This is a genomic window from Xanthomonas sp. CPBF 426 (genome assembly GCF_903989465.1).
Taxonomy (GTDB): domain Bacteria; phylum Pseudomonadota; class Gammaproteobacteria; order Xanthomonadales; family Xanthomonadaceae; genus Xanthomonas; species Xanthomonas euroxanthea.
Map to the genome: position 1 here is coordinate 4,318,611 of NZ_LR861805.1, position 14,082 is coordinate 4,332,692.

General features: G+C 66.1%; 11 protein-coding genes. 3 read left to right on the forward strand and 8 right to left on the reverse strand.

Annotated elements, in window-relative coordinates; translation table 11 throughout:
• Positions 1 to 51: 51 nt before the first annotated feature.
• Positions 52 to 666: a trimeric intracellular cation channel family protein gene (locus H7A87_RS18295; protein WP_104584094.1), complete on the forward strand. Its 615-nt coding sequence runs from the start codon at positions 52 to 54 to the stop codon at positions 664 to 666.
• A gap of 137 nt (positions 667 to 803) precedes the next feature.
• Here H7A87_RS18295 and rpoH read toward each other — a convergent pair whose 3' ends face one another.
• The 6 genes from rpoH to rhlB form a co-directional block, all read right to left on the reverse strand.
• Positions 804 to 1,679: an RNA polymerase sigma factor RpoH gene (rpoH, locus tag H7A87_RS18300; protein WP_024938885.1), complete on the reverse strand. Its 876-nt coding sequence runs from the start codon at positions 1,677 to 1,679 to the stop codon at positions 804 to 806.
• A gap of 199 nt (positions 1,680 to 1,878) precedes the next feature.
• The gene (gene ung / locus H7A87_RS18305) at positions 1,879 to 2,604 is read right to left on the reverse strand and encodes a uracil-DNA glycosylase (RefSeq protein ID WP_115677953.1); all 726 of its coding nucleotides are present in this window, start codon (positions 2,602 to 2,604) and stop codon (positions 1,879 to 1,881) included.
• A 5-nt stretch (positions 2,605 to 2,609) separates the two neighbouring features.
• Positions 2,610 to 3,452, reverse strand: a complete 843-nt coding sequence (locus H7A87_RS18310; RefSeq protein ID WP_164739090.1) for a response regulator — start codon at positions 3,450 to 3,452, stop codon at positions 2,610 to 2,612.
• 8 nt (positions 3,453 to 3,460) lie between these two features.
• Complete coding sequence (gene ftsX, locus H7A87_RS18315; RefSeq protein WP_119128091.1) at positions 3,461 to 4,411, reverse strand: permease-like cell division protein FtsX; 951 nt, start codon at positions 4,409 to 4,411, stop codon at positions 3,461 to 3,463.
• Positions 4,408 to 5,094: a cell division ATP-binding protein FtsE gene (ftsE, locus tag H7A87_RS18320; protein ID WP_104584147.1), complete on the reverse strand. Its 687-nt coding sequence runs from the start codon at positions 5,092 to 5,094 to the stop codon at positions 4,408 to 4,410. The genes ftsX and ftsE overlap by 4 nt, the downstream gene beginning before the upstream one ends.
• A gap of 75 nt (positions 5,095 to 5,169) precedes the next feature.
• Positions 5,170 to 6,888: an ATP-dependent RNA helicase RhlB gene (rhlB, locus tag H7A87_RS18325; protein WP_119128089.1), complete on the reverse strand. Its 1,719-nt coding sequence runs from the start codon at positions 6,886 to 6,888 to the stop codon at positions 5,170 to 5,172.
• A gap of 198 nt (positions 6,889 to 7,086) precedes the next feature.
• Here rhlB and trxA point away from each other — a divergent pair, with 198 nt between their 5' ends.
• Positions 7,087 to 7,428: a thioredoxin TrxA gene (gene trxA / locus H7A87_RS18330; protein ID WP_005923050.1), complete on the forward strand. Its 342-nt coding sequence runs from the start codon at positions 7,087 to 7,089 to the stop codon at positions 7,426 to 7,428.
• Between the two features lie 217 nt (positions 7,429 to 7,645).
• The gene (gene rho, locus H7A87_RS18335) at positions 7,646 to 9,550 is read left to right on the forward strand and encodes a transcription termination factor Rho (protein ID WP_180496794.1); all 1,905 of its coding nucleotides are present in this window, start codon (positions 7,646 to 7,648) and stop codon (positions 9,548 to 9,550) included.
• A gap of 117 nt (positions 9,551 to 9,667) precedes the next feature.
• On the opposite strand, the gene aceK is transcribed toward rho, so the two are convergent.
• Together aceK and H7A87_RS18345 are read right to left on the reverse strand one after the other, a co-directional pair.
• Entirely contained in the window at positions 9,668 to 11,407 is a 1,740-nt protein-coding gene (gene aceK, locus H7A87_RS18340; protein WP_119128087.1) for a bifunctional isocitrate dehydrogenase kinase/phosphatase, read from the reverse strand.
• Between the two features lie 266 nt (positions 11,408 to 11,673).
• Positions 11,674 to 13,905 carry an NADP-dependent isocitrate dehydrogenase gene (locus H7A87_RS18345; RefSeq protein WP_119128085.1) on the reverse strand — a complete coding sequence of 744 codons (2,232 nt, stop codon included), beginning with the start codon at positions 13,903 to 13,905 and terminating at the stop codon, positions 11,674 to 11,676.
• Between the last annotated feature and the right edge of the window lie 177 nt (positions 13,906 to 14,082).

Genomic DNA, 14,082 nt, shown 5'->3' on the forward strand with positions numbered 1-14,082 from the left:
AGCGCTACGGGCCGTACGCGATGCTGTGCGGCCTGATGCGACGGTCTGATCGTGGCCACTCTCCTGTTCCTGCTGGATCTGCTCGGTACCTTCGTGTTCGCCCTCAGCGGCGCCACCGTGGCGGTGCGCAATCGCCTGGATCTGTTCGGCGTGCTGGTGCTGTCATGCGCGGCGGCGGTGTCCGGCGGCATCGTGCGCGATGTGCTGATCGGCGCCACCCCGCCAGCGGCGCTGGTGCATCCGCAGTACCTGCTGGTCGCCTGCCTGGCCGGCGTGGCCGGTTTCTACTGGCATGCGGCGGTGGAACGGCTGCGCAACCCGGTGCAGCTGTTCGACGCGGCCGGGCTGGCGCTGTTTGCGGTCTACGGCACCAGCAAGGCGCTCGACTACCAGCTCAGCCCGCTCAGCGCGACCTTGCTGGGCATGCTCAGCGGCATCGGCGGCGGCATCGCCCGCGATCTGCTGGTGGCGCGTACGCCGGTGGTGCTGCAGGCCGAGCTGTACGCCGTCGCCGCGCTGGCCGGCGGCGGCCTGGTCGCGATCGGGCACGTGCTTGAGGTGCCGCAGGCCTGGTCGCTGGCGACCGGCGCGCTGGTCTGTTTCGGGCTGCGTTTCATGGCCATCCGCTACGGCTGGCACCTGCCGGTGGCGCGCCTGCCGGAGTGATGCGGGCGGCCGCAGTGCGTGGTCGATCAGCAGTGGACAACCACGTGTCTTCGCACGCGATGTATCGCCAGCACCACACATGCAAACGGCCCGGAAAACCGGGCCGTTTGTGCAACACCTGGGGCATGATCGAAGGATCAGGCCACGAACAGTGCCTTCATCTTCTTCAGCGCGTTCGCCTCGATCTGGCGGATACGCTCGGCCGACACGCCGTACTCGTCGGCCAGCTCCTGCAGCGTCACCTTGGAGTCGGAATCCAGCCAGCGACGCTTGACGATGTCGCGCGAGCGCGTGTCCAGGCCGGCCATGCCTTCGCGCAGCAACTGCAGCTGATTGTCTTCGCTGTCGTGACGCTCGTAGGCCTGCGACGGATCTTCGTCGTTGGCCACCAGGTAGCTCACCGGCGACGGCGGGCCGTGATCGTCGTCTTCGTCGGACGAGGCATCGAAGCCGATATCGCGACCGGACAGACGCGACTCCATCTCCATCACTTCGCGCTCGGAGACGTTCAGGTCCTTGGCGACGGCCGTCACTTCGGAGGCATTGAGCCAGCCCAGGCGGGTCTTGGACTTGCGCAGGTTGAAGAACAGCTTGCGCTGCGCCTTGGTCGTGGCGACCTTGACGATGCGCCAGTTCTTCAGGATGAACTCGTGCATCTCAGCACGGATCCAGTGCACTGCGAAGCTGACCAGGCGCACGCCCATTTCCGGGTCGAAGCGCTTGACCGCCTTCATCAGGCCGATATTGCCTTCCTGGATCAGGTCGCCCAGTGGCAGGCCGTAGCCGTTGTAGCCGCGAGCGACGTGCACCACGAAGCGCAGGTGGGAATGGACCAGTTCGCGCGCGGCATCCAGATCCAGCTCGTCACGGAAGCGACGGGCAAGATTCTGTTCCTCATCGACCGACAGCACCGGGATCTGGTGCACGGCACCGATGTAGGCGTCCAGCGAACCGAGCGCACTGGGAATCGGGAGATTGTTTGCCACAAGGGCAGTCGAGGTAATCTGGTTCATAGGGCACCATCTTAGCAGTCGAACTATTGGACTGCCGGGTACAGGAAGAGTTCCCAGCGTTCCATTTATAGGACGTTCGGGCTTTTGGCATCGCCGTCGTTCTACGGCGCAGTTTCCGAATTCTGGCTCCTACGCTACCACCGCCGCCCTGCGCAGACCGTGACAACCACGTCGCGAAATGCAACGGCGCCAGCGCCGTTCAGCCGCTGGCCGAAGTGGTGTCCAGCGTGTTGCGCGGCGGCAGCGACCAGTCGATCGGGCCCAGCCCGCGGCGCTGCAGGTGTTCGTTGGTCTTGGAAAAGTGCTGGCAGCCCAGAAAGCCGCGATGCGCCGACAACGGCGACGGATGCGGGGCCTTGAACACGCGATGGCGCGCCTGGTCGATGACCTTGCCCTTGGACTGCGCATAGCTGCCCCAGAGCAGGAACACCAGGCCTTCGCGCTCGCGGTTGAGGGTCTCCACGACGTGGTCGGTAAAGCCTTCCCAGCCCTTGTTCTGGTGCGCGCCGGCCCGGCCCTGCTCCACCGTCAGCACCGCATTGAGCAGCAGCACGCCCTGGCGCGCCCACGGCATCAGATAGCCATGGTCCGGCCGCGCAATCCCCAGGTCGTCCTGGATCTCCTTGTAGATGTTGAGCAGCGACGGCGGCACCGGCACGCCAGGCAGCACCGAAAAGCACAGCCCATGCGCCTGGCCTTCGCCGTGATACGGGTCCTGGCCCAGGATCACCACCTTGACCTGCTCGAACGGGGTGGCGTCGAAGGCGGCAAAGATCTGCGGACCCGGCGGGAACACCCGCGCCCCGGCCGCCTTGCGCTGGCGCAGGAATGCAGACAGCGCCTGCATCTCCGGGCGCAGCAGCCAATCGCCCACCCGCGCCTTCCATGACGGTTCCAGCTGGATACGCGCTTCCACTTCTGCCACTTCGGTCATAGCGTGACGGCCTGGTCCTCGAGCCGTGCCAGGCGCAGCTGGAACAGCACCTTGGTCACCAGCAGACGTTCTTCGATGGGTTTTTGCACCAGATCGTTGGCGCCGGCGCGCAGCAGTTCTGACTGGTTGCGCGGATTGGTGTCGCCGGTCATCACCAGCACCGGCAGGCGGCGCTTGCCGTAGGCGAAATCGATGCGGATGCGCTCGACCACGTCACGGCCGTTGAGCTCGCCCTTCAGGGTGACGTCGGTCAGCACCACGTCGATGCGGCGTTCGGTGCGGCCCAGCGATTCGGCGGTCAGCAGCGCAAAGGCGTCCTCGGCGGTGAGTACGTGGATGACCTTCAGGCTCTGCCGCTCGAGCATGCGCTTGGTCGCCTCGGCCACCACCCGGCTGTCCTCGATGTACAGCACGGTCGCGCCGACCACCGGCTCGGGCTGCACATAGCCGCGGATGAAGGTCGCCAGGGCTTCGTGGCCCAGCGCCTTGTCGAAGTAGTCGGTGACGTACTCGGTGAAGCGACGCTCCACCAGATGCTGCTGCGCGTCGCCGGAGACCACGATCACCGGCACATAGGCCTGGCCGGCCGCCTCGCGCACGCTGCGCGCCAGCGTCAGGCCGTCACCGTCGGGCAGCGACAGCGAGGTGGTGACCAGATCCACCGCACCGGCTTCCAGCGCCTGGCGCGCTTCGGCGATGCTGGAGCAGCCGATCACCTGCACGTTGGGCAGATCCCGCTGCAGCACATCGGCGATCAGCTTGCGCACCAGCTTGGAGCCATCGACCACCATCACGCGCGGCGCGTCGCTGATCAGATGCTTGAGATCTGGTGGATGCATGGCAGGCCTCAGGTCTCGGTGGGACGGGTCTGGCGAAGGAAATGACCGGTGACCAGCCAGGCGCCCAGCCAGCCCAGGACCAGGGTGCCGACCAGCACCATCGCAGAATGCAGCAGATCCAGCCCGTGCAGGGTAAAGGAGCTGCCGTAACTGTCGGCCAGGCTCGCCAACGGCGCGCGCAGCGCCAGCCCGGAGGCGGCGATCAGCGCCAGCGCCACGGCGCCGGCACCGAGCCCGTACCAGGCACCCAGATACAGGAACGGGCGCCGGATGAAGCCATCGCTGGCGCCCAGCAACTGCAGCACGCCGATTTCCTCGCGCCGCGACTGGATATCCAGCCGCACCGTGTTGCCGACCACCAGCACCGCGCCGATCCCCAGCAGTGCCGACAGCACCTGCACCAGCCGCTCGCCGAAATGCAGCCAGCCATCCAGGCGCTTGCGCCACAGCGCGTCGTGCTGCACCTGGTCGGCCTGCGGCAAGGCGTGCAGTGCGCCGGCCAGTTGCGCATCGTCGGCCGTCTCGGTGGGCGTGACGATCAACAGCGTGGGCAGCGGGTTGTCGCCGAGTGCGTCGATCGCCTCGTCGAGCTTGGCGCTCTCGCGCAGCTCGGCCAGCCCCTGCGCCGGCGTGCGCAACGTGACCTGGGCAACGTCCGGGCGGCCACGCAGTTCACCGGCCAGCGCCTGCGCGGCCTCGGCACCGATCTCGACCTTCAGGAACAGATTGATCTCGCGCGACTGCTGCACGCTGCCGGCCAGTAACTTGACGTTGTCCAGCGCGATCGACAGCCCCAGCGGCAAGGCCAGCGCCAGCGCCATCACCACGATGGTCAGCAAGGTGGCCCAGGGCTTGCGCATGGCCCGCCCCAGGCTGAAGGCGATGCTGTGCAGATGGTGGTCGATCCACACGCCGAACCGCGAGGGGGCGACGGCTTCGGTATTGGCGGGCTTGCTCATTCGGCCAGATCCTGCGGCGAGATGTCGTCGACCAGCCGGCCGTGGTCCAGGATCAGCACGCGCTTGCGCATCTGCTTGAGCAGGGCCAGGTCGTGACTGACCACCAGCACGCTGGTACCGCGTGCCGGCAGCTCGGCGAACAACTGCATGATTTCGGCAGCCAGTGCCGGGTCGAGATTGCCGGTGGGCTCATCGGCCACCAGCAGGCGCGGCTCGCCGACGATGGCGCGGGCAATGCCCACGCGTTGCTGCTCGCCGGCCGACAACTGCGACGGCAGCGCCTTCTCGCGATGGGCCAGCCCGATCCGCTCCAATGCCGAACGCACGCGCTTGCCGATCTCGGCACGGCGGGTGCCGCGCAGGATCAACGGCAAGGCCACGTTCTCGGCGATGCTGCGGTCGTTGAGCAGGCGATGGTCCTGGTAGACCGCACCCACCTGACGACGATGCAGTGGAATCTGCCGGCCGCGTACCTTGAGCAGGTTGCGCTCGCCCAGCAGCACCGTGCCCTGGCTGGGCCGCTCGCTGAGATGGATCAATTTGAGCAGGGTACTTTTGCCGGCGCCGGAGTGGCCGGTCACGAACAGCATCTCGCCATCGGCCACTTCGAAGCTGACATCGGTCAGCGCCTGGTGGCCACCGGCGTAGTGCTTGCTGACGTTGTCGAAACGCAGAACGGTCATCCAGCGATTATGCCGGAGCGCCAGCGCTTGCGTCGCATCGCCGGAGCCCGGCGATGCGATTGAAGCCGCAAGCAATCAGTTGCCGGAGACCAGCGAACGCAGGCGACGACCGATGCGGCTCAGGAGCGACGGGCTGCCGGACGGCTTGGCGGCGCTGCGCACCGGCTTGGCGACCACCTGGGTGGGCTTGCGCGGTGCCGCAGGTGCGGCGACCGGTGTGGAAGCCACTGCCGGCTCGGCCCCTTCGACCGGGCGGCCGTTGCGACGACGGCGCCGCTTGCGCGGCGCGCGCTCGGCATCGGCCACGATGGTGGACGGTGCCTCGACCGACGCGGCGGCAACCACCGGCGTTTCGCCCGGCGCGGCCGCTGCCGGGGCTTCGCCCTCCACTCGCGGCTTGCGACGCGGACGCGGCTTGCCATCGGCACTGCCGCCGTCGCGACGACCGCCGCCACTGCCGCTGCGCGATGCGCCGCCCGGGCCGCTGCGACCACCGCCGCGACGCTGCTCTTCGGCGGCCCGCTGCTCGCGCGCCTCGCGGAAGATCGTACCCACGCTGTCGCCAGCGTCGTCATCGGCCTCCTCGCCTTCCACCGGCGCGCGCGCGGTGCGCGGCAGCGGCGTCAGCAGCTCGGCGGTCACCGGCTCGACCGGGATCTTCTGCTCGATATAGGCCTCGATGTCCGGCAGGCTCATCGCATAGCGCTCGCAGGCGAAGCTGATCGCATCGCCTTCTTCGCCCAGCCGCGCGGTGCGGCCGATGCGGTGCACGTAATCTTCCGCATCGAACGGCAGGTCGTAGTTGTAGACGTACTTGACGCCGTCGATGTGCAGGCCGCGCGCGGCCACGTCGGTGGCGACCAGGATCTCGAGCTGGCCCTTCTGGAAGCGGTTGAGCAGCGACTCGCGCTTCTTCTGCGGCACATCGCCCGACAGCACGCCGACCCGGTAGCCATGCCGCTCCAGCGTGCGCGCCACGCGCTCGACGAACGCCTTGGTATTGACGAACACCATGGTGCGCGCGCCTTCGCTACGCGACAGCAAGCCCAGCAGCAAGGTCTGCTTTTCTTCGTCGGACGGGAAATAGATGCGCTGGCGCACCCGTGCGGCGGTGATGGTCTCGGTTTCGACCACCAGCTTTTCCGGCTCGTTCATGTGCTCGTAGGCGAGCTCGAGCACGCGATGGCTGAGCGTGGCCGAGAACAGCAGGGTCTGCCGGGTGCCGCGCTCGGGCATGCGCCGCAGCAGGAAGCGGATGTCCTTGATGAAGCCCAGGTCGAACATGCGGTCGGCTTCGTCCAGCACGCAGATCTCGCAGGCGTGCAGCGAGACCACCTTGTGCTGCTTGACGTAGTCGATCAGCCGGCCCGGGGTGGCGATGATCACGTCCACGCCCTGCTGCAGCAGCTCGCGCTGCTTGTCGTAGTCCACTCCGCCGTAGACCAGTGCAAAGCGCAGGCCCAGATCGGCGCCGAACTTGACCGCATCCTTGTGGATCTGGATCGCCAGCTCGCGGGTGGGCGCCAGGATCAGCGCGCGCGGGTCTTCCGGCTTGCGGTCGGCCAGCGCCGGGCGGATCAGCAGGCGGTTCATCACTGCCACCAGGAACGCCAGGGTCTTGCCGGTGCCGGTCTGGGCCTGGCCGGCGACATCGCCGCCCGGCAGCGCGACCGGCAGGGTCAGCGCCTGGATCGGGGTACAGCGGGTGAACCCGGCGCTCTCCAGCCCGGTGATCAGCGCCGGATGCAGGTCGAACGTGGAAAAAGTCAAATCGGTCAGCGGTTTGTCGCTCATTATTCCGTCTTCGTGAGGCGCCCTGGGCAGCCCGGGCGCGGCTTGCATCGATGCCGACAGCGTCGCAAACTGCGGCTGTTGTGGCGGACAGCGCGGCTTCAGGACTGACACTTGATTCAGTCGCGCAATGCCCCAGTTTAACGCAATGTAGCGGCCTGCCCGTTCGGGCGGGCCGTTTTGGTTTCCAGGAGACCCAACGTGAGCGATAAGGTTCAACATGTCGGCGATGCCGACTTCGATACAGCTGTACTGCAATCCGGCGAACCGGTACTGGTGGATTTCTGGGCCGAGTGGTGCGGACCCTGCAAGATGATCGCCCCGGTGCTGGACGATCTGGCCGATACATACCAGGGCAGACTGAAGGTTGCCAAGGTCAATGTGGACCAGAACCGCGCCCTAGCCATCAAGTACCACGTGCGCTCGATCCCGATGCTGTTGCTGTTCAAGGACGGGCAGGTGCAGGCCACCCAGATCGGTGCGGTTGGCAAGGGCCAGCTGACCCAGATGATCGACAAGACCCTGGGCGGCGCGGCCGCCTGAGCGAGTGGGCGTCCAGCGATGGGCGCCCCGTGATGCGCCAGCAGTTAAATCCTGCTGAGGCAGGCGCTTGCGCGGTTGCGCGCAGCGGTGATAGTGTCAGTCGATCCGGAGCACGTTCGTGCGCCGACGTACCCCTCTAGAAACCTCTTCTAGACTCCCATCACCTAAAGTTCGCCCCCCAGCCGGGCGCTCGCACTCTTAGCGAGGAATCACGCACTTGTCCGATCATCCTTCCTCCGATACCGGGAGCAGCGTCGACGCTCCTGTCGAGAAGCGCGTGCGCAAGCCGCGCGTGAGCAAGACCGCCGCTGCCACCGACGATGGTGGCGCGCAGCAGCCCAACCTGCCCTTGCCCGCCAGCCCCGCACCCGAGACCCCACGTGCCCCGCAGGCACCGTCGCACGCTGCCGACCCGGCACCGGCGCAGACGTCCGGCGATGGCGCCTCCTACGCCGGTAACGCCCCCAGCGCCAGCCAGGGCAACCAGGGCAACCAGGGCAACCAGGGCAACGACAACACCCATGGCGACTCCCGCGAGGGTGGCCAGACGCAGCAGCAGCGCTTCAATCAGGCGCAGCAGCAGCAGAACCAGAATCAGGCGCAACACCGGGGCCAGGGCCAGAACCAGGGTCAGCCCCAGGCGCAAAGTCAGGGCCAGGACCAGGGTCAGAATGGCGGCCAGAACCCGCAAGGCCAGGGCCAGAACCAGCAGGGCAACCGCCGTGACCGCTTCCGCAACCGCCGTGACCGTGGGCGCGACCGCTTCGGCAACGAAGGTGGCGGCGGCATGCCCTCGTCGGATGGCAGCAACGAGCCGTTCGTCGCGCGCCCGCACCCGGCCGTGCCGGAAGGCTTCCCGGTCTATTCGCTGAGCGATCTCAAGCGGATGCCGGCGCAGAAGCTGCTGGATATCGCCGATCAGCTCAACATCCAGGAAGGCGTGGCGCGCGCGCGCAAGCAGGACGTGATCTTTGCCCTGCTCAAGGTGCTGACCCGCCACGGCGAGGGCGTTGCCGCCGACGGCGTGCTGGAAATCCTGCCCGACGGCTTCGGCTTCCTGCGTGCCGCAGAAGCCAGCTACCTGGCCGGCCCGGACGATACCTATATCTCGCCCAGCCAGATCCGTCGCTTCAACCTGCGCACCGGCGATCACCTGTCCGGCCGCATCCGCTTCCCGAAGGACGGCGAACGCTATTTCGCGCTGTCGATCGTCGACACCATCAATGGCGAGCCGCTGGAAGCCAGCAAGAACAAGGTGCTGTTCGAGAACCTGACCCCGCTGTTTCCACGTCGGCGCTTCCGGCTGGAGCGTGGCGATGGGTCCACCGAGGACATCACCGGCCGCATCCTGGATCTGATGGCGCCGCAGGGTAAAGGTCAGCGCGCGCTGATCGTCTCCCCGCCCAAGGCCGGCAAGACGATGATGATGCAGCAGGTGGCCACGGCCATCACCAGCAATCATCCCGAAGTGCACATGATCGTGCTGCTGATCGACGAGCGCCCGGAAGAAGTGACCGAAATGCAGCGCACCGTGCGCGGCGAGGTCATCTCCTCCACTTTCGACGAACCGGCCGCGCGTCACGTGCAGGTCGCCGAGATGGTGATCGAGCGCGCCAAGCGCCTGGTCGAGCACAAGAAGGATGTGGTGATCCTGCTCGACTCGATCACCCGCCTGGCACGCGCCTACAACAACGTGGTGCCCAGCTCCGGCAAGGTGCTCACCGGCGGTGTGGATGCCAATGCCCTGCACCGTCCCAAGCGCTTCTTTGGTGCGGCCCGTAACGTCGAAGAAGGCGGCTCGCTGACCATCATCGCCACGGCGCTGGTGGAAACCGGCAGCAAGATGGACGAGGTGATCTACGAAGAGTTCAAGGGCACCGGCAACAGCGAAGTGCACCTGAATCGTCGCATCACCGAAAAGCGCGTGTACCCGGCGATCGACATCAACCGCTCGGGCACGCGTCGCGAAGATCTGCTGATCGAGCCGGAGCTGCTGCAGAAGATCTGGATCCTGCGCAAGCTGCTGCACCCGATGGACGAAATCGCGGCGATGGAATTCCTGCTGGACAAGATGAAGACCACCAAGTCCAACGACGAGTTCTTCAGTTCGATGAAGCGCTGATCCGGTCGGCATTCTCGATACAAAAAAGCCCCGCATTGCGGGGCTTTTTTGTGGGTACGGGGTTTGTACGGGCAGGCACTTCGCATGGCCCATGCCTTGCAGGTCGACATCGGGCGGCTACGCCAGACGACGCGAGTCCGCGTAGGGCGGCGTGTCCGGATAATCATCCTCGCGCAGCCGGGTTTGCAGGTCGCGCCACCATTGCGGGTCGAACAGCTCCGGGTGCAGGTGCTTGACCGCTTCCAGCTGCGAGGGCGGCAGGCCCATGAACAGCGCGAAGCGCTCGGGAAACACGTCGCGCGGGCCGACATGGAACCAGGGCTCGGCGGCCATCTGTTCTTCGTAGGTGGTGGGCGTGGGCCAGTCGCGGAAGGTGCATTCGGTGATCAGGCACAGCTCGTCGTAGTCGTAGAACACCGCGCGCTGATGGCGGGTGATGCCGAAGTTCTTCAGCAGCATGTCGCCGGGAAAGATGTTGTTGCGCGCCATGTCCTTGATCGCCTGGCCGTAGTCCAGCGCGGCCGCATGCGCGGCTTCGGGCAGCTGTTCGCGCAGGTAGAGATTGAGCGGGCGCAGGCGGCGCTGCACGTAGCACAGCGCGATCAGCACGTCCTGGCCATCTTCGCTCAGGCTCGTCGCACAGCTGGTTTGCAGCTCTTCCAGCAACGCTGGCGAGAAACGTGATTTGGGAAACCGCAGGAAACGATACGGCTGCGCGTCCAGCAAGCGACCGATGCGATCGAGCTGGAACACCAGCTCGTATTTGCCTTCGACCTGCGCGCGGCTCATGGTCTTGGGATAGGCAAAGCGGTCGCGAATCAGTTTGAACACCAGCGGATAGCTGGGCAGCGTAAATACCACCATGACCATGCCGGGCGTGCCGTCGGCATGCACCAGCTGCTCGGACGGATGTGCCTGGAAATGGCTGAAAAACGTGCGATAGCGTTCGGTCTTGCCCTGCTTGGCGCGCCCGAGCATCGTGTACAGCTCGTCGACCGGCTTGTGGGTGAGCAGGCTGCGCAAGAACACTACCGCATCGCCGACGGTGGACAGATTGGCCTGGAAGTAACTTCGCGAGTTGCTGAACAATTGCGCGACATCGCTGCGCCGGGTCAGCACCGCTTCGGCGCGCAGGCCGGCGGCGTCGTTGACCAGGGCGATGACGCAGGGCGAGAAGCGATGTTCGCCGAACACCCGGCCCACCAAGTAGGCGCGGCGCTCGCGATAGAACACCGTCTCCAGCAGTTCCACACTGCGCACCGGGTGCTCGCCCCAGTGCGCGAGATCGTCTAGCAGGCGCACCGCGATCGCCGCCGCGCAGCGGGTGCGATGCGCATACGGCACGTTGAAGGAATAATCGCCGAGCACGCGCACCAGCATGTCGGTCAGCCGGCCGGGCGAGACCGCATACGTATGCCGCGCCACCGGCACGGTGATCGCATCGGTCGGCTCGATATCCAGCGCGATGAATTCGATATCGGCATCCACGCCGTGGGTGCCGAAGTAACGCCGGGTCAGGGTGTTGTAGAAGGTCTTGTACAACTCCTGATCGATCAGCCCGCGCAGCAGCGCGGCGTAATGCACGCGTGCGCGCATCCACAGCGCGCGATCGTGCGCCTGCCCCAGCAGTACCGCGCGCAGGCGCAGCATGCATTCGCTGATGTACTGGTCGTACAGCGCGATCCGCGCCACCGCGTCATCACGTGCGCCGCTCCAGTCGCGCGTTTCGAAGCGCTGTTTGGCGCGTGCGGTGATCTCGGCAAACCGGGCGTGGTAGTCCTCGAAGGCGTCGTACACGGCATGGGCGATCGCCAGCGCACGGCGCTCGGACTGCGGCGGTAACGGGAGCTGGCTCATGGCCGCAGTGTACCCAGCGCATGTTGCGGCGTGCAGCCGAGAGCAAGGATCAATCGAACAGGCGCACAGTGGGCCAAATGCCCAGGCCGCTCGCAACGAGGCGCAGGACCCCTCGCAGGCAAGGCATTGCCAGGTCGTGAGACCTGGCACGCAACGACCGCGTTCTCGCGGTTGCACGCAAACGCCGGAAACGACAAGGCCCGCCTCTCATCGAGGCGGGCCCTGCCTGTCGCATCGCTGCACACACCGCCGACAGGTGCGCCGGATCAGGCCTTCAGCGTGGCCAACACGTCGTTGAAGGTCTTGCTCGGGCGCATCGCCTCGCTGACCTTGGCCAGGTCCGGGTGGTAGTAGCCACCGATCTCGACCGGCTTGCCCTGGGCGCCGTTGAGCTCGGCCACGATGGTGGCTTCGTTCTCGGTCAGGGCCTTGGCCAGCGGTGCGAACTTGGCCTGCAGGGCGGTGTCCTCGGTCTGCGCAGCCAGGGCCTGCGCCCAGTACATCGCCAGATAGAAGTGGCTGCCGCGGTTGTCCAGTTCACCGACCTTGCGCGCCGGCGACTTGTTGTTGTCCAGGAACTGGCCGTTGGCCACGTCCAGCGCCTTGGCCAGCACCGTGGCCGACGGGTTGTCGTAACGGTTGCCCAGATGTTCCAGCGAGGCGGCCAGGGCCAGGAACTCGCCCAGCGAATCCCAGCGCAGGCTGTTCTGTTCGACGAACTGCTGCACGTGCTTGGGCGCCGAGCCACCGGCACCGGTCTCGAACAGGCCGCCACCGGCCATCAGCGGCACGATCGACAGCATCTTGGCGCTGGTGCCCAGCTCCAGGATCGGGAACAGGTCGGTGAGGTAATCGCGCAGCACGTTGCCGGTGACCGAGATGGTGTCCTGGCCCTTGCGGATGCGCTCCAGCGAGAAGGTGGTCGCTTCCACCGGCGGCAGGATGCGGATATCCAGGCCGTTGGTGTCGTGATCCTTCAGATAGGTTTCAACCTTGGCGATGACCTGCGCATCGTGCGCGCGGGCCTTGTCCAGCCAGAACACCGCAGGCGTCTCGCTCAGGCGCGCACGTTCGACGGCCAGCTTGACCCAGTCCTGGATCGGCGCGTCCTTGACCTGGCACATGCGCCACAGGTCGCCGGCTTCCACCGCATGTTCGAAGACAGTAGCGCCGGTGTCGTCGGTGACCTTGACGGTGCCGGCGGCGGCAAGCTGGAAGGTCTTGTCGTGCGAGCCGTATTCCTCGGCCTTCTGCGCCATCAGGCCGACGTTGGGCACCGAGCCCATGGTGGACGGATCGAATGCGCCATGCGCCTTGCAGTCATCGATCACCGCCTGGTAGACATCGGCGTAGCAGCGATCCGGGATCACCGCCTTGGTGTCCTGCAGCTTGCCTTCGGCATTCCACATCTGACCGGAGTCGCGAATCATTGCCGGCATGGATGCATCGACGATCACGTCGCTGGGCACATGCAGGTTGGTGATGCCCTTGTCGGAGTTGACCATCGCCAGGGCCGGACGCTGCGCGTATTCGGCCTGGATATCGGCCTTGATCTGCGCCTGCTGCGCTTCCGGCAGCGTGGCGATGCGTGCATACAGGTCGCCGATGCCGTTGTTGGGATCGAAGCCGACCGACGCGAGCGCATCGGCATGCTTGCTCAACGTGTCCTTGTAGAACTCGCCGACCACCACGCCGAACAGCACCGGGTCGGAGACCTTCATCATGGTGGCTTTCAGATGCACCGAGAACAGCACATCCTTGGCCTTGGCATCGGCAATCTGCGCGTCGATGAAGCTGGCCAGCGCGCGCTTGCTCAAGACGGCGGCATCGACGATTTCACCGGCCTTGACCGCGACTTTTTCCTTCAACACGCTGCTGCTGCCGTCGTTGCCGACGAACGCGATCTTCAACGCGCCGGCAGCGGCCACGGTGGTGGACTGCTCGCTGCCAAAGAAGTCGCCCTCGTCCATGTGCGCCACGTGCGACTTCGAATCGCTGCTCCACTTGCCCATGCGGTGCGGATGCTTGCGCGCGTAATTCTTCACCGACAGCGGTGCGCGGCGGTCGGAATTGCCTTCGCGCAGTACCGGATTGACCGCGCTGCCCTTGACCTTGTCGTAGCGCGCCTTGATGTCCTTTTCGGCATCGTCCTTGGGCGTGTCCGGATACGCCGGCAGCGCATAGCCCTGGCCCTGCAGTTCGGCGATGGCGGCCTTGAGCTGCGGCACCGAGGCGCTGATGTTGGGCAGCTTGATGATGTTGGCTTCCGGCGTGGTGGCCAGCGCGCCCAGCTCACCGAGGTCGTCGGCGATCTTCTGCGCGTCGGTCAGGTGTTCGGGAAACAGCGACAGGATGCGGCCAGCCAGCGAGATATCGCGGGTTTCGACCACGATGCCGGCAGTATTGGTGTAGGCATCGATGATCGGCAGCAGCGACTGCGTGGCCAGATACGGTGCTTCGTCGGTGAGCGTGTAGATGATCTTCGGTGTCTTCGACATAAGGTGCGAGGGCTCGTGTGGTCGGAAGGAGCGCCAGTGTTCACGGCACCGGCGTTGGCGTGCGCGAAGCAGGTCGCTGATGGCACGCCGATCGGCCTGCGCGCGGAACGCGGCAATGGATCAGCATGGCATTGTCGCGTCTGAGCCGCGCCCGGGTAAAGCGACCACAGGCGGATG

Coding starts and splice junctions, on each gene's coding strand:
- aceK (WP_119128087.1), bottom strand. CDS start 11,407: ATGAGCCAGCTCCCGTTACCGCCGCAGTCCGAGCGCCGTGCGCTGGCG.
- H7A87_RS18310 (WP_164739090.1), bottom strand. CDS start 3,452: ATGCATCCACCAGATCTCAAGCATCTGATCAGCGACGCGCCGCGCGTG.
- rhlB (WP_119128089.1), bottom strand. CDS start 6,888: ATGAGCGACAAACCGCTGACCGATTTGACTTTTTCCACGTTCGACCTG.
- ftsX (WP_119128091.1), bottom strand. CDS start 4,411: ATGAGCAAGCCCGCCAATACCGAAGCCGTCGCCCCCTCGCGGTTCGGC.
- H7A87_RS18345 (WP_119128085.1), bottom strand. CDS start 13,905: ATGTCGAAGACACCGAAGATCATCTACACGCTCACCGACGAAGCACCG.
- rpoH (WP_024938885.1), bottom strand. CDS start 1,679: ATGAACCAGATTACCTCGACTGCCCTTGTGGCAAACAATCTCCCGATT.
- ftsE (WP_104584147.1), bottom strand. CDS start 5,094: ATGACCGTTCTGCGTTTCGACAACGTCAGCAAGCACTACGCCGGTGGC.